The sequence below is a fragment of the Faecalispora sporosphaeroides DSM 1294 genome (genome assembly GCA_000383295.1).
Classification (GTDB): Bacteria; Bacillota; Clostridia; order Oscillospirales; family Acutalibacteraceae; genus Faecalispora; species Faecalispora sporosphaeroides.
In genome coordinates this window covers 188,990-215,965 of the sequence record KB911071.1, presented here as the reverse complement: position 1 = coordinate 215,965, position 26,976 = coordinate 188,990, and the positions used below count along the sequence as shown (strand labels likewise).

Sequence of the window (26,976 nt, the reverse complement as noted above, 5' to 3'; positions counted from 1 at the left end):
TTGGGGGAAAGCGACCCGATTCCGAACGGCCTGTTGGTGCCCGGCAGCTGGTTACGGCCGTTCCGCTGCCTCCCAAAGAAAAGAGAGCCTTTGCAGATCCTTCAGCCGGAAATGGCGCAGATCAAAGCAGGCGCCTTTTTCGGTTCCGATGCACAGCCGTACCCTGCAGCGCCCGCTGCGCCGCTGCAGCGGATTTTGGCGGATCACCACGGCCTGCACCGCGCTTTTGGGCAGCACCGCCGTGAACAGCTGATCGCCCACATAGCCGCAGGCGGCGATATGGGTGTCGTCTTCGGCCAGAAAGGAGTTGCGGTATGCGGCCGTGCGGAGCAGCAGATAATACAGCGGGAATACCAGCAGAGACAGCACCAGCGGCGAAAACAGGGCAAGATACCGCACAAACAGCGCGTAAAGCAGAAAGATGGCCGCAGCGTGCAATAGCGGCGCCAAAACAAAGCTCAGCAGGGTGTTTTTGGGCGGACGCACGCTCGTCATCCTTTCGCGCGAAAAGAAATACGGCGATTCCTTCGGGTAAAAGCGGGCCAGGTGATAGTGCAGCTCCTGGGTGTTTGCCGCGGCCATCAAAAGGCTGCGGTCGCCCTTTTCTTTGCCCGAGCCGATGGTGTGCAGGTAGACCGACGACAGATGCAGCAGACGCATCATCAGTGTTTGGCGAATCGCCACCGCGCGAATGGCCTGATCGGTGAGCAGCTGCCGGCTGCGGATGAACAGCCCCCGTGAAATCATGGTGCCGGCAGGGCATGTGCCCGCAGTGAAAAAGACGTAGCGGAAGAACTGTACCAGAAATGCGCAGAACCACCCCAAGGCCATCAGCCAGCCGACGATTGCGACCATGGGGGGCAGTCCCCAGGCGATGAGCCGCTGGGTCTGGTTCACGCTTTCATAAATGCCGTACAGCCGCCGGGTGAGCTCCTCCCCAAGCAGCTTTCCGGCGCGGTTGAGCAGAATGCCGATCACCAGCAGGCCCGAGGCGGGGTTCGACCACGATACGGCCATCAGCACCACGCGCACGGGGCTGGCAGCGTAGCGGTGCGTGATTTCTTCCCGTAGCTGATTCCACCAGCGCATCGGCTCTTTTTTGCGCAGCAGCAGCGTCAGGCTGGGGCGCTTCGCGTTTGCCGCGGGGCTGTCGAGCATCACCTGCACCGCGCCGCAGAGGTCGAGAATCGGGTTCAGCCGCAGAAACACCGAGGCGACGCAGTCCGCCGGTAGAATGCGGTGCCTGTGAAAGAACAGCCCGCTGTCCCAGTACAAAATAGAAAGGCTGCGCCCGTCGTCCTCCAGAGCGGTGACGCCGTACCCGCAGCTGAGGTACTGAAAGCACGCGATCCCCGCGACGGCAATCACGCCGGGCAGGCTGCTCCACGCCACTTCTGAAAACGGCGCGTGGAACACCGCCTGCACCAGCGGGACAATCAGCAGGAAGAAAAAGCGGGAAAGATAGTTCCACAGCGTAACCACATGCGGGCGTTTAGTCATCGGCGGCCTCCTCAATGCGGCGCAGCAGCTCCCGGGCGTCGGACTCCGCCAGCTGCCGCAGGGAGATGGGCGCGCCGACTGGGCGTACCGAAAGCGTGCAGAGCCCCAGCAGGCTTTGCAGGGGCGTGCGCGAAATGGATGCGGTGAGAATCGTTTCGAGGCGCAGGGAAATGCGCACTGAAAACAGCACGCCCGTCCGCCAGGTCAGCCGACCGTTTTGAAGGCCGGCCGAACTGGAACGGAACAGGCGCGGAGTATACCAAAAATAATACAATAAGTATATTGTTATGAAAATAATACATAAAATTATGCCCGCAATCGGGAAAAGCGCCGCGGCTATGCCGCTCACAAAGCATGCCGGCAGTGCAGCCAGTGTTCCCCAAATGCGCCAAAGGCGGATGCTGTTTTTTCCCAGCCCGAATTCCAAAGCAGATCACCCCAGATTATTTTCCCCAAAATCTACGGATTATGAAGGCCTCGCGTCACGAACGGCGGCAAATTGCCAGCGGCGGGAGGGCCTTTGAAACTCAAACCCGGAATCCTATCTGCCGTTTGAGCGGAAAGCGTTGGCGGCCCGCGTGGAATTCCGTCAGGAGAGTGCAAAGTGTAAAAGGGCCTCCAGATTCAGGATTTGGATGCTCCGATACCGGGTGGAAATCCAGCCGCGCCGGGAGAACTCACTTAAAACCCGGCTGGCGGTTACGCGGGAGACTCCCGCCATGCTTGCCAAATCCTCATGCGAGCAGGCGATGGGTTCCCCGCCGCGCCCTCCTGAAAGTTCGGTGAGAATTTTTGCGATGCGCCGATCGGCCTGCAGAAAGGTCATGTGATCCACCTGATTGGACAGCATGCGCACTGTTTTTGAGAACAGATGCAGCAGCTGAAAGGCGAGCATCGGCTCCTCGCGGAAGCAGTCGAGCAGCACCTCGCGGCTGACGGGAATGATCTGTGACTTTTCCAGCGTGCGCGCGGAAGAAACGCGGGGAAGACCGTCAAAAAACGCAGCCTCACCGAAGATGTTCCCCCGCTCGAGCAGGGTGAGGGTTTTTTCCTGCCCGTTTTCAGAGCTCATAAAAATCCGTACCCGGCCGCTCTTTAAATAATAAAAACGCTCCGCCAGCTCACCCTGCCGGTAAATCATCTGGTTCCCCGGGTACAGCCGGGGCGTCTCTTTGCGGCCCAATACCTCCCACAAACTTTCCGCCGCCCATTTTAGCTGTTCCATTTGCCGTTCCCCCTGCTGTCGATATTTCGCTTGCTTCAAAGAAAATGGTCCTCTTCCCGCTGACGGCGGAAAGGAGGCAGCCGCTTTTTCGTCTTGCTGATCACGCGGTAGAAATCTGATAAAATATTTCCTCAATTGTATCATGCTTTACATTCTTTGCGCAAGAAGGGTGCGATAATAGAGAAAAGAAAACAGGCAAGCAGCATTCATCAAATCAGGGGAGGGTTTGAACCGATGGGCATGACGATGACGCAAAAAATTCTGGCAGCAAAGGCCGGGCTGCCGCAGGTAACGGCGGGGCAGCTGGTGGAGGCGTCGCTGGATTTGGTTCTGGGCAACGATATTACCAGCCCGGTGGCCATCAACGAGTTTGAAAAGAGCGGGGCCACAGGGATTTTTCACAAGGATAAAATCGCACTGGTGCTCGACCATTTTACGCCGAACAAAGATATCAAGGCGGCGGAGCAATGCCGGCAGACCCGCAATTTTGCGGACAAATACGACATTACGAATTTCTTCGACGTGGGTCAGATGGGCATTGAGCATGCGCTTTTGCCGGAACAGGGTCTGGTTGGCCCCGGCGACTGCGTGATCGGCGCAGATTCGCATACCTGCACCTACGGCGCGCTGGGCGCGTTTTCCACGGGCGTCGGTTCCACCGATATGGCGGCGGGCATGATCACCGGCAGGGCCTGGTTTAAGGTGCCGGGGGCCATCCGCGTGGTGCTGAACGGCAAGTGTCCCCAATATGTGTCCGGCAAGGACGTGATTCTGCATTTGATCGGCAAAATCGGCGTGGACGGCGCTCTGTATCAGTCGCTGGAATTCACGGGCGAGGGCGTCAAATCCCTTTCGATGGACGACCGCCTGTGCATCGCGAACATGGCGATCGAGGCCGGCGCGAAGAACGGCATTTTCCCGGTGGATGAGATCACACTCGCTTACTGCAAGGATCGTTTCCAACGCGAGCCGGTGATCTACACCGCCGACGAGGATGCGCAGTACGACAGCGAGATCGTGATTGATCTCTCCACCCTGCGTCCCACCATCGCGTTTCCGCATCTGCCGGAGAATACCCGCACCATCGACGAGGCGGGCACGGTAAAGATCGATCAGGCCGTGATCGGCTCCTGCACAAACGGACGGATGGAAGACCTGCGCGCCGCGGCGGAGATTTTAAAGGGGCGCAAGGTGAACAAGCGCGTGCGCTGCATTATCATTCCCGGCACCCAGAGCATTTATCTGCAGGCGATGCGCGAGGGATTGGCCGAGATTTTTGTCGAGGCCGGAGCGGTGTTCTCCACCCCCACCTGCGGGCCGTGTCTCGGCGGGCACATGGGCATCCTCGGCAAAGGGGAGCGGGCGGTTTCTACTACAAACCGCAACTTTGTGGGCAGAATGGGCCACATTGAGTCCGAGGTGTATCTGGCAAGCCCCGCGGTGGCGGCGGCCAGCGCGGTGACCGGCGTATTGACCGACCCCGCGGCTTTGGAAACCGGAAAGGAGGACGCAGAATGAACGCACAGGGAGCAGTACACAAGTACGGCGACAACGTAGATACCGACGTGATTATTCCGGCGCGCTACCTGAATACCTCGTCGCATCAGGAGCTGGCGCAGCACTGCATGGCAGACATCGACGCGGATTTTGTCAACCGGGTGCGTCCGGGGGATATTATCGTGGCGAATAAAAATTTCGGGTGCGGCTCCTCCCGTGAGCACGCCCCCATCGCGATAAAGGCGAGCGGCGTCTCCTGCGTGATTGCCGCAACCTTCGCGCGGATTTTCTACCGCAACTCCATCAACATCGGCCTGCCGATTCTGGAGTGCGAGGAGGCCGCCCGTGAGATTCAGGCCGGCGACGAGGTCAGTGTGGATTTCGACACCGGTGTGATCCGCGACCTCACCACGGGCAAAGCGTATCAGGCCCAGCCGTTCCCGCCGTTTATTCAAAACATTATTGCAAAGGGCGGGCTGCTGAACAGCATCGCCAATCCGTAAACAAGACGAATTTTCACAGATATACGCAGCAAGGGCGGGGATTCTTTGGAATCCCCGCCCTTGCTGCGTTATGATTAGGAGTGCATCTTCCAAATGGATGCGACAGGAGAAAGCAATTGGTTGAAAGCAGCTGAGTAGTCAAAATCCCCTTGCTTTATGGGAATGGGTCCGCATCGCGGAAGAACCAAATTCAGTTGAGAGAGGTTTCCCGTGTCGCCTGCACATTTCTTTCGGCAATACGGCGGAGAAGGTTTTCTTCTTCCTTATTGAATTCGTCCATCCGTGAACGCTCTAGTAATAGAACGATTCAGCACCCCAATTTGTTACAAAATTTCCAAAAAAATTTTATTTTGCTAAAAAAACCGGAGCATCGGCCCACTTATGGGCAAATGCTCCGGCTGAATTTGAATCAAGCAGAGTTATTCGGCTTTTTCCGATGCGGCCTTTGCGGCTTCCACTACCTTTTGGGCCACCTGCGCGGGAGCCTCCTCGTAGCGGGTAAAGGTAAACGTAAAGCTGCCGCGCCCCTGGGTCACCTGGCGGATAAAGGTGGTAAAGTCGTGCATTTCGGCCATCGGAACCTCGGCCTCGACCACCTGCATTCCGGCAGCCCCGGGGTTCATGCCCATAACGCGGCCGCGGCGCTTGTTAACCTCGCCCATTACGTCGCCGGTGTTGGAATCCGGTACTGTGGCGGAAAGCGTGCCGATGGGTTCCAGCAGAACCGGGTTTGCCTGCGGCATGCCGGTTTTATACGCGACATTGGCCGCCAGCTTGAATGCCATTTCGGAGGAATCCACGGGGTGATACGAGCCGTCGTACAGAGTGGCTCTCAGGCCGACCACCGGGTACCCGGCCAGCGGGCCCTTCTGGATGCTCTCGCGCAGGCCCTTTTCTACGGCGGGGAAGAAGCCCTTCGGCACCGAGCCGCCCACGACGCGTTCGCCGAATTCCAGGCCGTCGCTGTCGCAGGGCTCGAATTCAATCCAAACGTCGCCGAACTGGCCGTGGCCGCCGGTCTGCTTTTTATGCCGGCCCTGCACCTGCACCTTTTTGCGAATGGTTTCGCGGTATGGCACGCGCGGCTCCGTCAGCGTAATCTCCACGCCGAATTTGCTCTTGAGCTTCGATACCACCACATCCAGGTGCTGCTCGCCGAGGCCGGTGAGAATCATCTGGCGGGTTTCGGAGTTATTGACAAAGCGCAGGGTGGGATCTTCCTCCAGCAGACGAAGGATGCCCTGTGCGATCTTGTCCTCGTCGCCCTTGTTTTTCGGCACAATTGCCATCGAAAGGGTGGGCGTTGGGTAATCCACGCCTTCCAGCACCACCTTGCGGGCGGGCGAGCAGAGCGTGTCTCCCGTGCCGGTGCCCTGCAGCTTGGGCACTGCGCCGATGTCGCCGGCCACGAGCGCCTGCGCTTCCTCCTGCTTTTTGCCGCGGATGGTGACCACCTTGCCGATGCGCTCGGGGTTGCCGGTTCTCATGTTGACCAGCGGTGTCTCCGTCGTGACTTTGCCGGAAATGACTTTCAAATAAGATAACTTGCCGATAAACGGGTCGGCGATCGTTTTGAATACGATTGCGGCGGCGGCTCCGTCCTCGTTTGCGGAGAGCTCGACCGGGTTTCCGTCCACGTCCATCCCCAGCTCGCCGCTCTTTTCCTCGGCGGAGGGGGCCAGCCAGATCAGGCCGTTGAGCAGCTGCTCAATGCCGTAGGTCAGCTGGGCGTCGCCGCAGAACACCGGGCTGATGGTGCCGCTCTTCACGCCCTTGCTCACGCCGACGATCACTTCTTCCGGCGTGAACTGCTCGCCGGAGAAATATTTCTCGAACATTTCCTCGCTGGTTTCGGCAACCGCCTCGTAAATCGCGGTGCGCAGGCCGTCCAGGCGGTCGCCCATGTCGGGCATCGGCACCTCGACCGGCGTGCCGTTTTGGTAGCGGTACGCTTTATATTCCAGTATGTTTACGTAGCAGTCGGCGTTGCCGTCTACAATATAGGGAACGACCACCGGGCACACGGACGGGCCGAAGCTGGCCTTCAAGTCTTCAAACACGCGGTAAAAGCGCGCGCTTTCGTCGCACAGGCCGTTGACAAAAAAGATTTTTGAAAGTCCGCGGGCCGACGCTGCCTGATTGGCCTTTTCGGTTCCGACCAGCACGCCGGATTTGCCGGATACGGTGATCAGAACGGAATCCGCGGCGCGAACTGCCTCGTAAAGCCCGCCCTCAAAGTCGAACAGGCCGGGAGTATCGATCAGATTGATCTTGTGGTTCTTCCATTCCAGCGGAGCAACGGCTGCGCCCACGGAGGCCTTGCGGCGGATTTCCTCGGGATCAAAATCACAAACCGTATTTCCTTCCCCTACCTTTCCCAGCCGGTCAGACGCGCCGGACAAAAACAGCAATGCCTCTGCCAGCGTAGTTTTCCCCGAGCCGCTGTGGCCCGCGATCGCAATGTTCAGAATGTTTTTCGCATGATACTGCTTCACTTGGTAAAACTCCTTTCAAGATGCCCCAGCCGGGGCAGTAGGGTAATGCCGGGAGACCGTTCTGTGCAAACGGCAGTTGTTTGGATATTACCTACAATCCAATCCCAGTTATTTTTTATAATTATATCTTGTTTTCACATAGGAAGCAATGCCTTCCAATAAATTAGACGCATTCAATAATACGATTTTATGGAAACTATACAATTTAACGAATTCGGTTTTCCTTTGCGGTTTCTCCAGAATTCTCTTGACAGCGCAAAAAAACGGACAATTCCCGTTTTGTGGGAATTGTCCGTCGAATGCAGAGGAGCCCGGTTGCCCGCACGATTTTTTGGTGTTACGGCTTGCGCAGCCGGGGGATGACCAGTACGGCGGCGGCCCAGAACAGCTGGTACAGCAGCAGCGCCATGGTAGAAAGCTGCTCGAGCCCAGAATAAAAGACCAGGAATGCCACGAACGTAAACCCGAGGATGACCCCGACGGTTTGCAGCAGGGTGGCCATGGTGATGTTGCTCTTTTCGCGCACGCAGGCGGTCAGCATCCGCATCATGGAGGCGGGGCGGCCCTTCGTAACAAACAGGGCGTCGGCGCGCTCACGCTCCTTTGTGATTTTCGTCTGGTACAGGGTGCCGAGCGTTTCCGGCAGAACCCGTACGGAGTGCGGGTCGAGCCCGAAGCATTCAGCCACGAATTCGGGGGTCATGTTCGGGTCTGTCGTGCGCAGAATCAGGCTGATGCCGTTCCGCTCCATGCGGCGCAGCTCCAGCGCGCGGCGCTTGTCGGAATGGTACGAAACGACGAACATGGCGACCAGCTCCCCCTGCGAGGCGAGATACACCACCTTTTTGCCGCCCAGCAGGTATTTGTTTTCGTAATCACGGGAGGGCGGAGTCAACCCGTGCTGCTCCAGCAGCCAGCGGGTGCCCACTAGTGTGCGGCGGCCGTTTACCCAGCCGGTGACGCCGCGCTCGTCCTCATAGGTAATATTTTCGGCCTTCGGCAGAATGTCGCGCCGGTTCTGAATGATCTGCTCAAACAGGTCGCTCAGAGGGCCGCCCAGAGTGCACATCACCGCGCTGGCATCCATAATGACTTCGTCGATGCGCTGGCCGCCGAACGTTTTGATCCCGTTCAGGATGACCGTACCCTTGGGGAACAGCTCCTTGGCGTCGGTCATCAGCGCGTTGGTGTTGCAGAAATATTCCACGGCGGGATTGCCCACCAGCATGGTGCCGCATCGCCGCGCCAGAGCGGACAGTCGGCTGATCGGCATGTTGACGCACAGCATACTGGTGATCGGCGCGCTCACGCAGGCCGCGGCGGCCAGAGCCGTTATCGCGGCGGAGGCGCTGCGGGTGAGCACCAGGCTGACGGCGCACAGCACCAGCGTGCCGAGGAACAGCAGGGGAGACATTGACTGCGACGCCAGCTCGCTGGGGTCGGGCTCGTAGGAATTGCGCAGAAAATTGCGGAAAAAGCCGGTCTTTCTCTGGTATGCGATCAGCGGCTCACCTACCACACAGCCTTTTGCCAGCTGCAGGGCGGTGTTGTAATCGTCGAACAGCTCAACACCCATTTTGGGCTCGGGCGAGATCAAAAAGCGGAAGTTCGCGCGGATGCGCCGCACCATGGAGAGCTTGCCCGCGGAGTTGAGGAACAGCCCGAGCGCCGCCAGAACGGCGTACAGGTGCAGCTGCCCTCTTTCCACCTCCTGCGTCTGAAACAGCAGGGCAAAGCCCTGAATCCACGCGGCGGCGGCGGCCACGGCCACGCCGCTGTCCGCGTTGGCCTGCAGGCTGACCAGAGCCCGAATTCCCCCGAGCACGGTTTTGCGGCAGAACACGATCACCATGGTCAGCAGGCACAGGTTCGTGATCAGGTAGGCCAGCGGCAGAACCTCCGCCCGCAAAAACGCGGGCAGCATGCCGGAGCGCTCACTGACAAAGCCCCAGAACAGCATCACGAGCAGCAAAATCCCCGTGACGGAAACACGCAGGGCCAGCGCGCGGTGCTCCGCGCCCAGCTCGTGCAGAATCGAAGGGGCGTCCTCGGGTGCGGTGTAGTCGTCCAGATTCTCAGGCTCCGGCTCGGTGCCGGGCTCATCGCCGGGATCGTTGTCCTCCTCCACTTCCCCGAGGAAGCGGAAGGTATGTACGCCGGAAGAGGCGGGCTGCCGCTTTTTTCGGCGGCGCGGTTCGCGTGCCGGTTCTTTGGGCGGTTCCTCCGGCGCGGTCTGGTAGCTTTCCTCCACGCGGGTCAGCGCCGCTTCGAGCAGGTCGAACTCCAGTACATGGACGGGCAGGGTGTTCGGCAGGTATTTGCGCGACGCGCGAACCAGCGCGCGAATCTGCTCCTTCTTTTGCTGCTCCGCCTTGCGCTGGGCGGCCTCCGCCTGCAGCTGTTCGAGCGCGGCGCGCGCCCTCTTTTCCTCCTCGGACTGAGGCTCCTCGGCTGCTGTTTTGGGCGCCGCCGGTTCCTGCCCGGCGGAGGAGTGTAGCACCGCGGGCTCCGGCTGCGCAGGGCTCTGCCCGATTGCCTTCTGCTTCAGAGCTTCCGGCTGCGCGGGCTCGGGGGCGGGCTTCGGCTCGGCCGGCGCGGGCTTGGCCTGCTCCTGCGGCAGGGCCTGTGTGCTTGGCTGATTCGGCAGGCCGGCGGCGGGCGGCTGACGATCCGTTTCGTGGGGAACAACTTCTATTTCTTTTGTGATTTCATTTTTAGAAACCGGCGGCTGCGCGGTGATCACTTCCCGCGCGGGGCGTTGGGCCCTGGGGCGCGTCCGCTGTTCCGGCGCGTCGGTTTCTTTGCGGGCCTGCCGCACCAGACGGGCCGCTTCCTCCAGATCCGTATATCCGCTCTCGGTCTCCTTCGGGAATGGGAGCGGCTCCAGGTGCAGGTGATGGCCGGCGGCAAGATCGGGCAGGCGGAACTCCTGCGTGGATTCTTTTGGGGTCAGGGCTGCGGATTCCTGCCGGGCGCGCGTATCTTTTTTTGGCCGGTCGGGCTGTTCCGGGGCCGGGGATTCGGTGGCTTTGGGTGCGGTAGGGCCCAAAGGCCGCTGCTGCGTTTCCCGAATCAGACGCACGGGCGCAGCAGGCTCCCACGGCTGGAACCGGGCGGAGATTTCTTTCTCTACCTCGTCCTCCGGCGTTTCGTCAAACAGATAGCGAAACGCGGGGGTCGGGCCCTGATCCGCGGAAACGGCGTCGTCGTATCCCTTTTTATATTCCTCTACCGGCTTGAGCTGAAGCCCGTAGTAGATATCCTCTTCTTCATCGAATTCGCAGGCCTTGGCCGCCTTGCGGCTGCGCCGGCGCGCGAAAAAGCCCTTCAGCCCGCGGGGAGCGGGCTGTTCTTCTTTTCCTTCGGTTTTTGGTTCCAAGGGGCCTTCCGCTGTGTCCGCCGCGCGAAAGCGGATTTCTCCGTTCTGCCCGGGAGTGAGCGGTTGCGCCGGCATCTCCTGCGGGGGCTGAGAAATCGGGGCCGGTATTTCCGGCCCGGGCTGTGGCGGGGCCGGCTGCTCCGGTTTTGGCTGGGGCTCCGGCGGCTGAATCCGCGGTGCGCTCTGCTCGTCCTTGCCGGTCAGCGTTTCGTACGCCTTGCTGCTCAAACGGCCTTTGGCCTCCGCCAGGATGTCATCCACCGAGTATTCCGGCGGTTTTTTTCCCCTGTTGTTTTCCATGGTAGGCTACACGCTCCCGTCCTTTTGCTTATTTGGCCTGAATCCCCCTGCGCTGCCGTACGACCTCATAGCAAATCACGCCGCATGCCACAGAAGCATTCAACGAGTTTATCTTTCCCAGCATCGGCAAAGATATGATAAAATCCGATTTTTCTCTGATCAGCCGGCTGACCCCGAAGCCCTCCGAGCCGATCACGATCGCGGCGGGGCCGCGGTAATCCACGCCGCACCAGTTCTGGCCGTCCATATCGGCGGCATAAATCCATACGCCGCGTTTTTTCAGTTCCTCGAGTGTGCTCGGCAGATTGCTTACCCGCGCTACCGGCACATATTCCACCGCCCCGGCCGACGCCTTGCCCACGGCAAACGTAAGGCCCGCAGCGCGGCGGCGCGGCACGATCACGCCGTGCGCTCCGGCACATTCCGCCGTGCGCAGAAGCGCCCCCAGATTGTGGGGGTCCTCCAGCTCGTCCGCAATCAGAAAGAACGGCGGCTCGCCCCGCTCCTCCGCCACGCGGAACAGATCCTCCAGCGAGGCGTATTCCTTTACGGCGGCCACCGCCACCACCCCCTGATGGTTGGCGTGGCCGCACAGATAATCCAGCTTTTTGGGGTCTGCGTCCTTTACGGGGATGCCCGACTGCTTCGCCTTTGCAATAATGCCGCCGATGGAGCCCGTGCGGTTGCCCCGGGCCACATAGATGCTGTCGATGGTGCGCCCTGCTTTCAGCGCCTCCGTTACGGCGTTTCTGCCCGCAATCACATCTTCGCCGCGCGCGGCGGTTCTATTTTCTTCCATATGTTCTGCTCCTCTTTCACGGTCGTCGGCTTTGCCGCGCGGGCAAACCGGTAAAATGTTAAGTATTGTTCGTCGTTATTTTATCTTTTCAGGAATTCGTATTGGCAACGAATGATGCTTTGGGGGAGAAAGCTGGTCGGTTTTTCTGCCGTGGTTTGCCGCCGATGCGTGCAGACGCAGCCCTTGCCCCATTTGAGGGGCAAGGCTGCAGCAGCAGAACACCCGTGCGGGGTACCCCGCAGAGCATTTGATGAAAAGCCCTGCTTTGGCTTTCCGTGTGAGGTTATTATAACACAAAAGGGTGCGGAAAGGAAAATAAATTGTGAAAAAAAGGCGGATTGTGCGCGGGTTCAAATCGTGGCAAAATACAAGATTGCCGCCGCCGCGGCCACCGCCGCCGGAGGAGCTACCCGGGTCACCCAGAAAGAGATTCCCCGCGCCCGTTTCATGCCGGAGGGAGCGTCCATGCTGCGCAGTATTTTGCGGGCCTCGCGCTCGAGCAGCTCGCGTTCTGCGCTGGCGTATTCCGGCTTTACCACGAGATAGGCGCTTTCGTAGTACATATTTCCCGTTTCCTTCACCTCAATGATCTGTCTGCTGATTCCGCGAATCATAGTGAGCCTCCTGCTGATTTAATACCCTTATTTTAGGCGAAAGGCGAACGTTTATACGGAATGAAACAGGAAAAGGATCACATAACAATCGGTTATACCATATGTAAATTTTTTTGGTTTACATAAATCCAGTGGATAACCTGGGAACATCCTGTGGAAAAGTCTGTTGAAAGTGTTGATAAGTGACGGTATACCGGTGTGTTAACTTTTTTTGAAATTTTGTGAAAATCTCTGTTATGTCAACCGAATCCGACGTGGAAACACATTTTACGAAACAACAGGCAGTATTTTCCCCTTTACGCGGACACCTAATTCTGAAAACTCATTCTTGTTTTTGATTGACAGCGGTGCTTTCTTCCATTCTATGGTAGTTTGCCCAGCCCGTTCCCGTCCGCGGGAAAGTATGCTATAATGTTCCCAATTGTAACGCTGCGCCGGGAGCGCGGCAGAGGAGGAGCTTATGGTTTACCGAAAGACTTCGCAGGGGGTCGAGATCCCGTCGTCCCTCGATCTCGATTTGCTCCAGACGCTCGACTGCGGCCAGTGCTTTCGCTGGCAGGTGCTGCCGGGCGGGGAATACCGCGGGATTGCCTGCGGGCGCACGCTGACGATCACCGAGAAAAACGGGACGGTGCTGTTTTGCGGGGTGACGGCGGCGGAGTTTGAAACGATCTGGGTTCCTTACTTCGACCTCGATTTCGATTACGCGGCGGTGCGGGAGTCGCTGGCGCAGATGCACCCGGCGCTGCGGCAGGCCGCCGAATTTGCCCCGGGAATCCGTCTGCTGCGGCAGGACCCGTGGGAGGCGCTGTGTTCGTTTATTCTGTCGCAGAACAATAACATCCCGCGCATTAAGGGTCTGGTGGACAGGCTCTGCCGGCTGCTTGGCGAGGAGCGCGGCGGCTTTTATGATTTTCCGCCGCCGGAGCGTCTGGCGGTTCAAACGGTGGATTCCCTCGCGCCGGTGCGCAGCGGCTTCCGGGCCAAATACCTGATCGACGCGGCGCGGAAGGTGGCCGGCGGAGAGGTGGATTTGGACGCGCTTTCCCGCCTGCCGATCGATGAGGCGCGGCAAAGCCTGATGAAAATTTACGGCGTGGGGGAAAAGGTGTCGGAGTGCGCCCTGCTGTACGGCCTGCACCGGCTCGAGGCGTTCCCCATGGATGTGTGGATGAAGCGCGCCATGGCGGTGCTGCTGCCCGGCTATACTCCGCGCCAGCTTGGGCCGTATGCGGGCGTGGCGCAGCAGTATCTGTTTCATTACAGCCGGTGCCATGCGCAGCTGTTCTCTGCCTGAATGGTACAAAAATTTCATGGAAGATTTTATAGATATTTTTTTCACAAGCCTGTCTTTTCTTCCGGTTTATGGTATAATAGCCACAGGGCGGCTTATGATACCGGTTTCGCCAATGGATAACGATACCACAACGGCGCTTTGCGCCTGTGGTGTAGCGCCACCGGGCGGCTGTTATGCCGGCTTCCCCAATCGATCAACTATACCGCGGCGGCGCTTTGCTCCTGTGGTATATGACAGCAGCGTATTCTAAAAATCATTCAGGAGTGTGATCCATATGCCATTGGTAAATACGACGGAAATGTTCAAAAAAGCCTATGAGGGCGGATACGCCATCGGCGCGTTCAACGTCAACAACATGGAAATCATTCAGGGAATCACAGAGGCCTGCCACGAGCTGAGAGCTCCGGTCATTCTTCAGGTGTCCGCCGGCGCGCGCAAATATGCCAACCACACTTATTTGACGAAGCTGGTGGAAGCCGCGGTTCTGCTGGATCCCGAGCTGCCCATCGCTCTGCATCTGGATCACGGCCCCTCCTTCGAGCTGTGCAAGGATTGCATCGACGGCGGGTTCACCTCCGTCATGTTCGACGGTTCCTCCAAGCCTTACGAGGAGAACGTGGAGGAAGCCCGCCGCGTTGCGGAATATGCCCACAAATACAATGTAACGGTCGAGGCCGAGCTTGGCCAGTTGGCCGGTATTGAGGACGAAGTGAGCGTGGATGAGGACAAGGCGCATTTCACCGACCCTGATCAGGTGGAGGATTTCGTCAAGAGAACCGGCGTGGATTCGCTGGCGATCGCCATTGGAACCAGCCACGGCGCCTATAAGTTCAAACCCGGCCAGAAGCCGCAGCTGCGCTTTGATATTCTGGAGGAGGTCTCCCGCCGTCTTCCCGGATTCCCCATTGTGCTGCACGGCGCTTCGTCCGTTGTTCCCCAGTTTGTGGAGGAGATTAACCTCTACGGCGGGAGTATGCCCGACGCGATCGGCATTCCGGAAGAAATGCTGCGTCAGGCGGCCACCATGGCGGTCTGCAAGATCAACATCGATTCCGATCTGCGCCTGGCGATGACTGCCAGCGTGCGTAAATATCTGGCGCAGAACCCCACCCATTTCGATCCCCGCCAGTATCTCGGGCCCGCCCGCACCGCCATCAAAGAGATGGTTGAGCATAAGATCAACACCGTTCTGGGCTGCGCAGGCAAAGCGTAAAGGTTCGGTAACAGCAGCTTTGCGTGTGGGCAAGCCATAAAAAGAGTCTCCTCGGCGGCAAAACAGTACGAGCTGTTTTGGCTCTCCGGGCAAGCCCCCTTTGTTCAAAGGACAAAGGGGGCTTTTTTGATACGCGCTCTGCCGCTGTGAAACGGCTGCCCCGTGAAGGGGGAACGGCGTTCCCCCTGTTTCCCCGCTGATTGGGAACCGGCGCGCATGCCTCTGCGCCGTCGGAGGAAGACAGTGCTTCTCTCAAGGACTCATAATGGAGGATGGCCTCATCATATTGATTCAGAAAGAGATACCGGCACAGGCGGCTGGGTTCTTTTTGGCGCGGTGTGCGGGTATCCGGATAAAATGGAGGGGGCTTGTTGTATGCGCGCGGAATTCGTTGATTCGGTATTGACTTTCTCGTTTGACAACATCGGCACAATGACTCTTGCGGCGGTTTTCCTGCTAATTGGTTACCAAATCAAAGGAAAAGTGCATTTTCTCGAAAAATTTTGTATTCCCGCTCCCGTGGTGGGCGGATTCCTATTCGTATTTATCAATTTCGGCTTTTACTTCAGCGGAGCGGTCAAATTCCAATTCGATTCCACGCTTCAGGCGGTCTTTATGCTCGCGTTTTTTACCACGGTAGGGCTGGGGGCCAGCCTGCGAGTGCTGTTGACCGGCGGCAAGCTGCTGGTGATTTACTGGCTGGTGAACATAGTAGTGACGGTGCTGCAAACGGGCATTGGCGTCGGGCTTGGCCCGATGGTGGGGCTGCATGCGGCCTATGGAATTGTATCCGGCCCGGTGGCGCTGGTGGGCGGCCACGGGGGCGCGGCTGCCTACGGCCAGACGTTGGAGGGGATGGGCTACCCCGGCGCCAGCCTTGTCGGGCTCACGGCGGCAACCTTTGGTTTGATCGCAGCCAGCCTGATCGGCGGGCCTCTGGGCCGGCGGCTGATCGTCCGCTATCACCTGGAGCCGAAGCCGGAGGAGACGTTTGAGATCGACGCTGCGGGCTACGAAACAAAACAGGCGGAGCGGCCGGAAATGGACTATGCCTCCACCATGAAAAATCTGACCGCGCTGATGCTCTGCATGACGCTGGGAGCGGTCATCGTGGGGTATCTGGGCCAGCTGATTCACATGTCGATTCCCACCTATGTAGGCGCCATGTTCTTTGCGGTGCTGGTGCGCAATCTGAACGAAAAATATCATTTCTATGAGTTCCGCATGGATTTCAACGACAAGGTCGGCGAGGTGACTCTGGGGCTGTACCTGGCTATGGCGCTCATGACGCTCAAGCTCTGGGAGCTGGCCGAATTGGCGCTGCCGCTGCTCATTGTGCTGCTCACGCAGACGGTTCTGTTGGTTCTGCTCACATATTTTGTGATTTTCCGGATTCTGGGCAGGAATTACGACGCAGCCGTCATGTGCGCCGGCCTGATCGGACACGACATCGGCTCTACTCCCACCGCAGTGGCCAACATGACGACCATTCAGGAGAAATATGGAGAATCGCGCAAGGCGCTGATCATCGTTCCCATTGTGGGCGCGTTTTTGATCGATGTGTTCTATCAGCCGTTCGTCATCTGGTGTATCAATGTCCTGTGCTGACCGCCCTCCCGCCGCGCTGCCGTGTGGGGATTTGACATGCGGCGGAGATTTTTCTGCGCATGAAAATATTTGCATGAGCGTGCCGCGCCGTGCATATGTATTGGTATGAAATAAGGGGGAGAGAGCGATGTTCGTCGTATCTGTGAAAGCAAAGCGTAAAAATATCCTGTTGGTTATTTTCCTGATTCTGGTGCTGGTTCTTGTTGCAATCACCGCGATGGTTGTTCACGGCTCCGGCAGTGAGGCGACGATGAGCGGCCAGAAATATAATCTCAAGGCGGAGAGCAATGAGGACCGCGTCGCGTTTTTGACCCAGTTCGGCTGGAAGGTGGCGGAAGAACCGGTCGAAATCCGCGAGGTGACGATTCCGGCAACCTTTAACGAGGTATATGAAAAATACAATGCTCTGCAAAAGGAGCAGGGGCTCGATCTGACCCGTTATGCGGGCAAGATCTGCAAGCAGTGGGTGTATGAGATCAACAACGCCACCGATCAGGGCGCGCCGGTTCGTGCCACCCTGCTGATTTACGGCGGCAAGGTGATCGGGGGAGATATCAGCTCCACCCCGCTGGATGGCTCAATGTGCGGATTTTCCGGCAGCGACCGCATTAGGCCCGGCAATACGGCGCAGCAGCTCACCTCTTCGGCGGAATCTGCCAAAGAGACGAACGTCAGCGAAATCCCCACCAACGCCTGGCCAACGGATTAACCCGGTGCATCGGATCTCCTTGTAATCATATCGTTCAAAACGCAGCGTGCGGGGAATCGTTCTCCGCACGCTTTTCGTCTTGACGTTTTCCGCCTGCCCAAGGTACAATAGAGCCAACAGCTTTACAAAGCGTCATTTCGTTCTTCCTTCGCCAGCGGCGAGGGAAGAAATTGCCGGTTCAAGCCGGATTACGGTTTGGCCGGCTGGCAATAGTAAGAATACAAAGGGCAGGGGGAACATACGATGGCGCTGGAACGGCTCGATAAAATACTGGCTTCTCAGAACATCGGCAGCCGCAAAGAAGTGGGCCTGATGATCCGCAAGGGGCGGGTCACGGTGAACGGGGCGGTGGCGACGCGGCCGGAGCTGAAGGCGGATGCGGAGCAGGATGCGATTGCGGTGGAGGGGCGTGAGCTGGCGGGTTCCCGCTTTATTTACCTTATGATGAATAAACCGAAGGGTGTTCTGTCCGCTTCGCGCGATACCAGGGCCGAAACGGTTGTAGATCTGGTTCCGCAGGAGTGGCGGCGCCGGGGGCTGTTCCCGGCGGGGCGGCTCGATAAAGATACCGAGGGTTTGCTCATCCTGACAAACGATGGAGATTTTGCACATAAAATGCTCTCACCCAAAAAGAAAGTTGAAAAAATCTATGATGCCGTACTCGATCTTCCCATCGATTCACAGGATATTCTGGCTTTTTCTGTCGGAGTAAAAATGAAGGATTTTGAAGCTCTTCCTGCAAAATTGTCCGTTTTGCCCCCGGAGCTTGCCGACGCGAAACTTACACCCTTGCAGCGCCAGGTGCGCGTGTGCATCCATGAAGGGAAGTTTCACCAAGTGAAACGAATGTTTATGGCCCGCGGAAAAACCGTGCTGGCGCTGCGCCGCGTGCAGATCGGCTCGCTGAAATTAGACCCAAATCTTTCGCCCGGTGAGGTTCGACAAATGGCTGCCAAAGAAATTCTGGCGGTTTTCACCTGAAAAGCCTCCTTGTTTTTATCACATCTTTAGCTTCTTTATGGGATTTACCTAAACGCTCCATGCAAAGTTTGGGTAAAAAAGGTCTGTTAAAACCGGGGTGGTTCTGATATATTAATAATATCAAATCTTGCTGTTCCATCAGGTTTTTGGCGTCGGGCGACGCCGTGCTTTCAGACTGATCCATATGCTCAGGAGGTTTATTATGGCAAGCTTATCACTCAGAAACATCTACAAGATTTATCCAGGCGGCGTGACGGCGGTTACGGATTTCTGCCTGGAGATCGAAGACAAGGAGTTCATCATTCTGGTTGGCCCGTCCGGCTGCGGAAAATCCACCACGCTTCGTATGATCGCCGGGCTGGAGGAAATTTCCAAGGGCGAATTGTACATCGGGGACAAGCTGTCCAACGACATTGCCCCTAAGGACCGCGATATCGCAATGGTGTTCCAGAACTATGCGCTGTATCCGCACATGACTGTGTTCGACAACATGGCTTTCGGGCTCAAGCTGCGCAAGACTCCGAAGGATGAGATCAAGCGCCGCGTGGAGGAAGCCGCCCGCATTCTGGACATTTCTCACCTGCTCGACAGAAAGCCGAAGGCACTCTCCGGCGGCCAGCGCCAGCGCGTTGCGCTGGGCCGTGCCATCGTGCGTGACCCGAAGGTCTTCCTGCTTGACGAGCCGCTTTCCAACCTGGACGCAAAGCTGCGTGCCCAGATGAGAACCGAGATCGCGAAGCTTCATAAGCGCCTCGGCACCACCTTTATCTATGTTACGCATGACCAGACTGAAGCAATGACAATGGCTGACCGCATCGTTGTGATGAAGGACGGCTTCATTCAGCAGGTCGATACGCCCCAGAATCTGTATGAGCGCCCGGTCAATGAGTTCGTGGCCGGCTTTATGGGTTCGCCGCAGATGAACTTCCTCGATGCGGTTCTCGGCAAGGACGGCGGGCAGTACACGCTGACCTTCGGCAAGACGACCGTGAAGATTCCGCAGTCCAAAACAGAGGGAACCTCTTTGGACGCATATGTCGGCAAGACCGTTACGTTCGGTGTTCGCCCCGAGGATGTGCACGACGAGCCCGATTTCCTCGCAAAATCGCAGGATAGCCTCGCTACCGCGGACGTAGAGGTAACAGAGCTGATGGGTGCGGAAATCTACCTGTACCTCAACTGCGAGGGCAATTCCCTTACCGCTCGTGTAGATCCCGCTTCCACCGCGAAGCCCGGCGACAAGGCCAATATAGCGCTGGATATGACGAAGTGCCATATCTTTGACAAGGAGACCGAGCTGGCGATTCTGAACTGATTTCTGATTTTTACAAGGGGCGAAGCGTGTGTGCGCGTGCTCCGGATTTTGTCAAACTGCAAACGGGCTATCTGCATGGATAGCCCGTTTTTCCATCATATAGATGCTATTCGCGGATGTTTCCACGGTGAAAGCGGCGGTTTCTTTTCCGTCGGCAGGGGTACTGCGCAGGGCGGAGCCTTTACCGGAAATTGCCCGCACGAATCAATACGAATTATCCTATAGGGTGTTATGGAAAAAAGAATTTGCCCGCCGGTTCGCCGTATGGTATGGTAGAACGAGAATGTGAGGTTCTCTGCCGTACCGTGTTCCCTGCGCGCTTCAAACGCTTTTATTTTGAAGTTTGTAAGATCCATGGATACCGGTAAACAGAGGAGGAACGGAACTACAATTTAAAGGAGAGATGCACTATGGTAACAGCACAGGATGTCGCTCTGGCAAAAGAACGGATTGGAAAATACCTTCATGAAACGCCGGTGATCCGGCTGCAAAATCTGGAGGAAGCCCTCGGCTGTCAGGTCTATGTAAAAGCGGAAAACATGCAGAAAACGCATTCCTTTAAGCTCAGAGGCGCCTTGAATAAGGCTCTTTCCCTTACGCCCGAGCAGCTGGCAAAAGGGGTTGTGGCGGTTTCCTCCGGCAACCACGGCATCGGCGTCGCGTACGCCGCCAAAATGCTGGGCGTAAAGGCGACGGTGGTTCTTACCGACACCGCGCCGGAAATCAAGATCAACGAGATCAAGGGGCTGGGCGCAGAGGTTCTGCTGTGCGAGCTGAACAGCCGTCAGGCGCTGGCGCAGAGTCTGGTGGACAAGTACGGCTATATCTTTATTCCGCCGTATGACGATGAGGCGATCATCGCGGGTCAGGGCACCTGCGGTGTAGAGATCGTGCGCCAGCTGCCGAATGTTGACGTGATCATGACGCCGGTCAGCGGCGGCGGGCTCGTTTCGGGCGTGGCCATCGGCGCGAAGGGCGAGAAGCCCTCCGTGAAGGTCATCGGAGCGGAGCCTGCGGTTGTGGCACGCTATTCCAAAAGCCTTGAGGCAGGTGAGCGGGTCGGCCTGCCCAAAGCCGCCTCCCTGGCCGACGCGCTGCTGGTTACCCAGCCGGGGCAGGCCAACTTCCCACTGGTGCAGAAGTATGTTGACCAGGTGGTATCCACCAGCGAAGAGTACATTGCCAAAGCGGCGCGCTTTTTGAGCAGCGAGGGCAAAATCATTGCGGAACCTGCCTCCTCCATCACCATAGGCGCCGTTCTTGAGGGGAAGATCCGTTTTGAGCCGCAGCAGAAGGTTTGCTTCCTGCTGTCCGGCGGCAACACCGAGCTTTCGTTTTTGGCATCGCTGTAACAGCCGCATGGCGGCGAGCTCACGCAATAAGCGGCGCCCGATTCTTCGACTCTTGTACTGCAGGGAATCGGGTGCTGTACAGAAAATCCATGGAGGCTTTTAGCTCCTTGAAGTCAGTAAAGAATACCATCATGTTTTGAACAGGAGAATGATGATGAGCATTACGGAAAAGCTGAAAGAACTGGGGATCGAGCTGCCCGGCTTTAACCCGCCCGCCGCCAACTACTCCCCGGCCATCCGCACGGGAGATTTTATTTTTACCGCGGGCCAGACCCCGAAGCAGGGCGGCAAGCTTGTTCTGACCGGCAAGGTCGGTGTGGAGGTAAGTGAGGAGCAGACGTATGAGGCCGTGAAGACCTGCGCACTGAACTGCCTGACGATTGTCGATTATTATGCCGGCGGGCTCGACAATGTGGCGGCTATCGTCAAGCTGACGGTGTTCCTCAACACGGAGCCCGGCTTTGCAGACCACGCCAAGATCGGCAACGGCGCCTCCGACCTTTTTGTATCCGTTTTCGGCGCGCACGGCTGTGCGGCCCGCAGCGCGGTGGGGGTCGCTTCCCTTCCCGGCAACGCTCCCTGCGAAATCGAGCTGGTCGTTCGGCTGAAGGACGCTTCCATTCCGCCAAAGGGCTGAGTGGGCGTTTTCCTACAAGAAAAAGAAAGCATCTCCGTTCCGGGCAGGCACCTGGGATGGGATGCTTTCTTTTTCATTATATTAGGGGGCTCAGGGAGCGGCTTCCAGTTCCCGGTAATTCCCCAGGAAAGAAAAGCGGGGAAGCTCCTCATACAGAGCGGCGATCAAGTCCAGCGTATCGGCCTCATGCACATTGCCGGAAAAATCCAGATAGAAATCATACTCAAAGTTTTTGTCCGCGAGCGGCCGGGATTCGATTTTCGTCAGGTTCAGGCCGTGAATGGCAAAGCGCGATAAAACCCCCGAGAGCGAGCCGGTGGTGTGCGGCAGGGAAAAGCACAGGCTGATCTTTTGGGCGTCCGGCGGGATGACGGGGTCACGGCACACCGCCACAAAGCGGGTGCAGTTGCTGTGGGAGTTCTGGATATCGCGGTCGAGAATGGTGAGACCATAGGTCTCCGCCGCCTGCTGCGAACAAATGACCCCGATGCTGCCGCCCTGCTGTGCGGCCATTTTCGCCGCGGCAGCCGTGTTGCTGAACGGCTCGGCCGAAAGGCCGTTTTTGTTCAGGTATTCCGAGCATTGGGCCAGTGCCTGCGGGTGGGAATACACCGTTTTCAGCTCCCCGCGCCGCGTGCCCTTCGGGACGGCCAAACAGTGATCGATTTTCACCGTGGTTGCCGCCGCAATGAAAAAGCGATACTTTAAAATCAGGTCGTACACCTCGGTGACAGAGCCTGCGGAGGAATTTTCAACCGGGAGGATTCCAAAATCCGCCGTTCCCTGCCGGAGGGCCTCGAACACATCACCGAATGCGTGGGAAAAGCGGAGCTCCCCCTCCGGGAACAGCCGCAGCGCCGCCTGATGCGAATAGGCTCCCTCGGCGCCCTGACAGGCGATGCGCCCGCCGGACGGGAGGCGGTCCTTTGCGCTCTGAATCAGGGTGCGCAGCTCCTCTCCGCTGCCGAGCAGCCGGTGCTGTAACGAGCGGCTGGCCTCCATGCACGCGGCATAGATGACCCGCACCTCTCTGCCGTATGCCCCGGCGCGGTTCTCCATGCGATCCAGAATTTCGTGTTCGCGCTCGGGGTTGAGCACCGGGCCGCCGGTTTTCTGCTTGACTGCCGCCACCTCGCGTCCGCAGTCGAGTCGCGCCGTGAGCAGGGGCAGCAGCCGGTCGTCGATCTCGTTGATTTTTGTTCGGATTTCCTCGAGCGTCATCACAGTTTCCCTCTTTCCGCCATCAAATTCATAAGGCCCACCGCCACGGCGGCCTCTACGACCGGAATCGCGCGGGGAACGATGCACGGGTCATGCCGCCCGTGTACCACCAGCGGCTCGTTTTGCACAGTGGTGAGATTCACCGTGCTCTGCTCCCGGCTGATGGAAGGGGTGGGCTTGAACGCCGCGCGCAGGATCAGCGGCATGCCGGTGGTGATGCCGCCTAGAATCCCGCCGCAATGGTTGGTGCGGGTCTTTACCTGTCCGTTTTCGGCGGTGAAGGCGTCGTTGTTTTCGCTGCCGCGCAGGGAAGCGGCGGCAAAGCCGTCGCCAAACTCCACACCCTTCACGGCGGGGATGCCGAACACAATGGAGGAAAGCACGTTCTCCACGCCATAGAACATCGGCGAGCCGATGCCCGCTGGCACTCCGGTGACAGCGCATTCCACCACGCCGCCCACACTGTCGGCGCATTTGCGGGCCGCTTCAATCTTCTCCCGCATGGCGGCTTCGGCGGAGCGGTCAATCAGGGAGAAGTATTCCGTGGAGAGACGCTCCAGCAGAGCGTCCGGAATCTCCACAGGGTCAAAAGGGGCGTCAGACACCGACGCGATGCGCAGGGCGTGCGCGCCGATGTGGATTCCGTGAACGGATAGAATCTGGCGGCATATTGCGCCCGCAAAGGTGAGCGGAGCGGTCAGCCGACCCGAAAAGTGCCCGCCGCCGCGCACGTCGTTCGCGCCGTTGTAGCGCACGGCCCCGGTGTAATCTGCGTGGCCCGGGCGCGGCAAAACCCGCAGGCTCTCGTAGTCGGAGGAGCGGGTGTTGGTGTTCTCGATCATTCCGCACAGCGGCGCGCCGGTGGTTTTTCCATTCAGCAGCCCGCTGACAATGCGCACGCGGTCCCCCTCGCTGCGGGGGGTGGAAGAGAGATCGCGCCCCGGCGCGCGGCGCGCCATTTGCACAGCGAGCTGCTCTTCATCAATGAAACAGCCCGCGGGCAGGTTGTCGAGCACCACGCCGATGGCTTCGCCGTGGCTCTCGCCGAAAATGCTGATTCGTACGGAGTCCCCGAAGCTAGATGACATTGGCTTTTCCCCCTAACCGGTTATATTCCGCGAAAAAATCCGGATATGATTTTGCGACGCTCTGCGCGTCGGTGATGACGGTGGGCGCGGTTCCCCGCAGAGCGGCGACGGCCACAGCCATTACAACCCGGTGGTCGTTGCGGCCCTCGGCTGTGCCGGGCGAAAGCTGCGGCACTCCGTCGATTACAAGGCCGTCGGGCTGCTGGGTGATTTTTGCGCCGAGTGCCGAAAGCGCCTTTGTCATTGCGTCCAGGCGGTCGCTTTCTTTCAGCCGCAGGCGGGCGGCGCCGGTGATCACGGTGCGCCCCCCGGCCAGCGCGGCGGTGGCCGCCAGCACCGGCACCAGGTCGGGAATCTGCGCGGCGTCGATCTCGATGCCGCGCAGCGGCGCGCCCGATACGGTCAGCACGTCGCCCTCCCAGCTGATTTGCGCGCCGAAGCGCCGGAACAGCTCGGCAGATTCCCGGTCACCCTGCGCGGAGTCGCGGCGCAGGCCGTGAATGGAAAGTGCTCCGCCGAGCGCGCCCGCGGCAAGGAAGAACGCCGCCTGCGACCAATCGCCCTCCACGGTGTATTCCCGCGGCTGAAACTGCTGCCAGCCGGGAATGTCCCAGCCGTTCTGCACGGGGCGGATTTCCACGCCGAAGTCGCGCAGCACTGCCAGCGTTAAATCGATGTATCCGGCGGATTCGAGCGGAGTGGTCAGGCGGATGCGGCTGTCACCCGGCAGGAGCGGCAGCGCCAGCAGCAGTCCCGTGATAAACTGGGAACTGATGTTCCCCGGCAGTGCGTACTCGCCGGGAATCAGGCCGCCGCCGATTGAAAGCGGCAGCCCACCCCTGCTTTGGAGCACGGTGCCGTGGGGCGGCAGGCACTCAAGGTAGGTATCCAGCGGGCGGTAGGGCAGGCGGCCCCGGCCGGTCAGCTCGGCGCGGATGCCGAGCGCCGCCAGTATGGGGATGAGAAAGCGCAGGGTCGAGCCGGATTCCCCGCAGTCGATTTCGGCTTCCTCCTCCCATTTTCCGCCGCTGCTGACGATGAGGGTGTCGCCCTCCCGGCGAACCTCTGCGCCCATCGCCTGAATTGCGCCCAGCGTGGCGCGCATATCCTCCGAATCCGCCACATGGTACAGGCGGCTTTCTCCCCGTGCCAGCGCGGCGCAGAAAATCGCGCGGTGCGCGGCGCTCTTGGAGGGGGGGACCGTCACGGAACCGCAGAGCCGGGCAGGGGATAGGATTGCTCGGTTCATGCGTGCTCCTCCTTTTCCTTTATTATAATAGGAAGAAGCTCCTGCTTCGGAATGGGGTGGACAAACGAATGACCAATTTCACGCAGCAGGATCAGGTTGAGCGTGCCGCCCATCCCCTTTTTATCCATGGCGGCGGCTTTTGCCAGGCTTTCCGCCGGCGCGTCGTCCTCCGTGGGCAGGCGGTACTGCCGCAGCAGGGCGGCGATTTCCTCTGCGGTTCCGGGCTTCGTTAAATCAAGCGCCTCGCCCGCGCGGCAGATTTTTACCATCCCTATGCCCACGGCTTCGCCATGGGTCAGCTTGCTGAACGCGTAGTGCTTTTCCAGAGCGTGGCCGAGCGTGTGGCCAAAATTCAGCAGCATGCGCTCGCCGGTGTCGAACTCGTCGTCCTCCACCACACGGCGCTTACAGTCCACGCACTCGGTGATCATCCGCTCAAGCACCTTCGGTTCTTTCGACAGATCGTTGTCACGGATCAGCTCGAACAGCGGGCGGCTTTTGATGCAGCCGTATTTGATCGCCTCAGCCATGCCGTCCGCAAAAAAGCGGGGCGGCAGGGTGGCGAGCGTGTCGGGGTCGATCAGCACCAGGCGCGGCTGGTGGAACGCGCCCACCAGATTTTTGCCCTGCGGCAGGTCTACGCCGGTTTTTCCGCCGACGGAGGAATCGATCTGCGCGAGCAGCGAGGTGGGAATCTGAATAAAGCCGATGCCGCGCAGGAACGTGGCGGCGGCAAAGCCGGCCATGTCGCCCGTCACGCCGCCGCCGAGCGCGACGATGAAATCGGTGCGGGTCATCTTCTGCTCGGCCATGGCCGCGTAAACCCGCTCAATGGTAGAAAGGCGCTTGCTCTCCTCCCCGGCGGGGAAGGTGAAAACATCGGGCACGAAGCCTGCTTTTGCCAAAGAATCCGCCGCGCGTCGGGCGTACAGCGGGCCGACGTTGCTGTCGGTAATGATCATGGCCCGGCCGCCCCCGCGGAACAGCGTGCCGGCCTGCTCCCCCAGCTGATCCAGACAGCCTCGCCGAATCAGAATCTGGTAGGGGCTTGAGGTTTGAATCGTCAGTTCCATTTATTCTCCCAGCCTTTCCTTAATCTCCCGGCCCTGCCGCAGCAGCCCGCGAAGCGCTTCGCGGTCGTTCTCCGCCACGGCGTTCCGGATTTCTGTCAGATGCCCGAGCAGGGTATCGATTTCGCGGGTCAAAGGCTCGCGGTTTTCGAGGAACAGTTCACTCCAAAGGGTTTCGTTGATGCGCGCCACACGGGAAACGTCGCGGTAGCTGCCCGCCGAATAGCCGGGGTGCCCGGGGCACAGCGGGCTCATCACATACGCGCAGGCCAGTGCGTGGGGCACCTGGGAGGTAAACGCGATCATTTCGTCGTGGTGCTCCGCCGTGGTGGCGAGGGTGCGGGCAGCACCGATCGAGCGGGCCAGGTGCTCCATCAGCGCCACGGCATCGTCCGGCGCGCCGCAGGGGATCAAAAGATAGCTGGCTCCCTCGAACAGAACGGCTTCGCTTGCCGCAAAGCCGTTCTGCTCCTTTCCCGCCATCGGGTGACCGCCGACGAAGGCAAAGCCGAATGTGCGGGCAAGCTCCGTCAGTCTGGGGCAGATAAACCCCTTGACTCCGCAGGTGTCGCTCACAAGCGCGCCGCCGAGCAGCGCGCCCTTTTTCTGCACAAAGTCGATGCAGGCCTGCGGGTAGCAGCACAAAAGGATCAGGTCGGCACGGGCAAGCGCGCCGTCGTCCGCTTCGGCGGAAATCGCGCCGCAAAGCAGCGCCTGCCGGATCACCTCCGGGTTTTGGTCGACGCCGGTAATCCGGTGGCGGCGATTCCGCGAAAGGGCCTTGGCCAAAGAGCCGCCGATCAGACCCAGCCCGACAATCACGATATCGAGCTCGTCAGGATTTCGTTTTTCCGGCGCGCGTCGGCCGGTGTGCGGTGTTGGTTGCAAAGTTTACACTCTCCTTGCCAAATCGTTCGGCCGGTG

Annotated in this window: 22 protein-coding genes; 10 read left to right on the top strand and 12 right to left on the bottom strand. The window is 59.1% G+C overall.

What is annotated here, in order from left to right; translation table 11 throughout:
- Positions 1 to 51: 51 nt before the first annotated feature.
- The 3 genes from G340_RS0111950 to G340_RS0111940 form a co-directional block, all read right to left on the bottom strand.
- Positions 52 to 1,500, bottom strand: coding sequence for a YdbT family protein (locus G340_RS0111950; RefSeq protein WP_020073884.1), 1,449 nt, complete (start codon positions 1,498 to 1,500; stop codon positions 52 to 54).
- Entirely contained in the window at positions 1,493 to 1,849 is a 357-nt protein-coding gene (locus G340_RS0111945) for a PH domain-containing protein (RefSeq protein ID WP_326522393.1), read from the bottom strand. Before G340_RS0111945 ends, G340_RS0111950 begins: the two co-directional genes overlap by 8 nt.
- A gap of 240 nt (positions 1,850 to 2,089) precedes the next feature.
- Positions 2,090 to 2,725: a Crp/Fnr family transcriptional regulator gene (locus G340_RS0111940; RefSeq protein ID WP_020073882.1), complete on the bottom strand. Its 636-nt coding sequence runs from the start codon at positions 2,723 to 2,725 to the stop codon at positions 2,090 to 2,092.
- 234 nt (positions 2,726 to 2,959) lie between these two features.
- On the opposite strand from G340_RS0111940, the gene leuC reads away from it, so the two are divergent.
- Entirely contained in the window at positions 2,960 to 4,243 is a 1,284-nt protein-coding gene (leuC, locus tag G340_RS0111935) for a 3-isopropylmalate dehydratase large subunit (protein ID WP_020073881.1), read from the top strand.
- Positions 4,240 to 4,725 carry a 3-isopropylmalate dehydratase small subunit gene (gene leuD, locus G340_RS0111930; protein ID WP_020073880.1) on the top strand — a complete coding sequence of 162 codons (486 nt, stop codon included), beginning with the start codon at positions 4,240 to 4,242 and terminating at the stop codon, positions 4,723 to 4,725. Before leuC ends, leuD begins: the two co-directional genes overlap by 4 nt.
- A gap of 419 nt (positions 4,726 to 5,144) precedes the next feature.
- Here leuD and G340_RS0111920 read toward each other — a convergent pair whose 3' ends face one another.
- From G340_RS0111920 to G340_RS0111905, 4 genes are all read right to left on the bottom strand, one after another.
- Positions 5,145 to 7,220, bottom strand: coding sequence for an elongation factor G (locus G340_RS0111920; protein ID WP_020073878.1), 2,076 nt, complete (start codon positions 7,218 to 7,220; stop codon positions 5,145 to 5,147).
- Positions 7,221 to 7,557: 337 nt separating this feature from the next.
- Positions 7,558 to 10,860 carry an HAD family hydrolase gene (locus tag G340_RS0111915; protein ID WP_326522391.1) on the bottom strand — a complete coding sequence of 1,101 codons (3,303 nt, stop codon included), beginning with the start codon at positions 10,858 to 10,860 and terminating at the stop codon, positions 7,558 to 7,560.
- Between the two features lie 67 nt (positions 10,861 to 10,927).
- The gene (gene rlmB / locus G340_RS0111910) at positions 10,928 to 11,698 is read right to left on the bottom strand and encodes a 23S rRNA (guanosine(2251)-2'-O)-methyltransferase RlmB (RefSeq protein WP_020073876.1); all 771 of its coding nucleotides are present in this window, start codon (positions 11,696 to 11,698) and stop codon (positions 10,928 to 10,930) included.
- Positions 11,699 to 12,048: 350 nt separating this feature from the next.
- Positions 12,049 to 12,312 carry a hypothetical protein gene (locus G340_RS0111905; protein WP_020073875.1) on the bottom strand — a complete coding sequence of 88 codons (264 nt, stop codon included), beginning with the start codon at positions 12,310 to 12,312 and terminating at the stop codon, positions 12,049 to 12,051.
- Between the two features lie 460 nt (positions 12,313 to 12,772).
- Here G340_RS0111905 and G340_RS0111900 point away from each other — a divergent pair, with 460 nt between their 5' ends.
- From G340_RS0111900 to G340_RS0111865, 8 genes are all read left to right on the top strand, one after another.
- Positions 12,773 to 13,609, top strand: a complete 837-nt coding sequence (locus tag G340_RS0111900; protein ID WP_020073874.1) for a DNA-3-methyladenine glycosylase family protein — start codon at positions 12,773 to 12,775, stop codon at positions 13,607 to 13,609.
- A gap of 274 nt (positions 13,610 to 13,883) precedes the next feature.
- Positions 13,884 to 14,822, top strand: coding sequence for a class II fructose-1,6-bisphosphate aldolase (gene fba / locus G340_RS0111895; RefSeq protein ID WP_020073873.1), 939 nt, complete (start codon positions 13,884 to 13,886; stop codon positions 14,820 to 14,822).
- A 375-nt stretch (positions 14,823 to 15,197) separates the two neighbouring features.
- Complete coding sequence (gene gltS, locus G340_RS0111890; protein ID WP_020073872.1) at positions 15,198 to 16,430, top strand: sodium/glutamate symporter; 1,233 nt, start codon at positions 15,198 to 15,200, stop codon at positions 16,428 to 16,430.
- Between the two features lie 127 nt (positions 16,431 to 16,557).
- Entirely contained in the window at positions 16,558 to 17,139 is a 582-nt protein-coding gene (locus tag G340_RS0111885; protein WP_020073871.1) for a DUF4830 domain-containing protein, read from the top strand.
- Positions 17,140 to 17,382: 243 nt separating this feature from the next.
- Complete coding sequence (locus G340_RS0111880; RefSeq protein ID WP_020073870.1) at positions 17,383 to 18,120, top strand: pseudouridine synthase; 738 nt, start codon at positions 17,383 to 17,385, stop codon at positions 18,118 to 18,120.
- Between the two features lie 202 nt (positions 18,121 to 18,322).
- Complete coding sequence (locus G340_RS0111875; RefSeq protein ID WP_020073869.1) at positions 18,323 to 19,435, top strand: ABC transporter ATP-binding protein; 1,113 nt, start codon at positions 18,323 to 18,325, stop codon at positions 19,433 to 19,435.
- A gap of 410 nt (positions 19,436 to 19,845) precedes the next feature.
- Positions 19,846 to 20,787, top strand: coding sequence for a threonine ammonia-lyase (locus G340_RS0111870; RefSeq protein ID WP_020073868.1), 942 nt, complete (start codon positions 19,846 to 19,848; stop codon positions 20,785 to 20,787).
- A 154-nt stretch (positions 20,788 to 20,941) separates the two neighbouring features.
- On the top strand, positions 20,942 to 21,424 hold the full coding sequence (locus G340_RS0111865; RefSeq protein ID WP_020073867.1) for a RidA family protein: 483 nt from the start codon (positions 20,942 to 20,944) through the stop codon (positions 21,422 to 21,424).
- A 90-nt stretch (positions 21,425 to 21,514) separates the two neighbouring features.
- Here the strand turns inward: G340_RS0111865 and G340_RS0111860 are convergent, their stop codons facing one another.
- Genes G340_RS0111860 through G340_RS0111840 form a run of 5 tightly spaced genes read right to left on the bottom strand, consistent with a single transcriptional unit; the run spans position 21,515 to position 26,940 of the window.
- Positions 21,515 to 22,645, bottom strand: a complete 1,131-nt coding sequence (locus G340_RS0111860; protein ID WP_020073866.1) for a bifunctional chorismate mutase/prephenate dehydratase — start codon at positions 22,643 to 22,645, stop codon at positions 21,515 to 21,517.
- The gene (gene aroC / locus G340_RS0111855) at positions 22,645 to 23,733 is read right to left on the bottom strand and encodes a chorismate synthase (protein ID WP_020073865.1); all 1,089 of its coding nucleotides are present in this window, start codon (positions 23,731 to 23,733) and stop codon (positions 22,645 to 22,647) included. The genes G340_RS0111860 and aroC overlap by 1 nt, the downstream gene beginning before the upstream one ends.
- Positions 23,723 to 24,982, bottom strand: coding sequence for a 3-phosphoshikimate 1-carboxyvinyltransferase (gene aroA, locus G340_RS0111850; protein WP_020073864.1), 1,260 nt, complete (start codon positions 24,980 to 24,982; stop codon positions 23,723 to 23,725). The genes aroC and aroA overlap by 11 nt, the downstream gene beginning before the upstream one ends.
- Entirely contained in the window at positions 24,979 to 26,055 is a 1,077-nt protein-coding gene (gene aroB, locus G340_RS0111845) for a 3-dehydroquinate synthase (RefSeq protein WP_020073863.1), read from the bottom strand. The genes aroA and aroB overlap by 4 nt, the downstream gene beginning before the upstream one ends.
- Positions 26,056 to 26,940: a prephenate dehydrogenase gene (locus G340_RS0111840; protein ID WP_020073862.1), complete on the bottom strand. Its 885-nt coding sequence runs from the start codon at positions 26,938 to 26,940 to the stop codon at positions 26,056 to 26,058.
- Between the last annotated feature and the right edge of the window lie 36 nt (positions 26,941 to 26,976).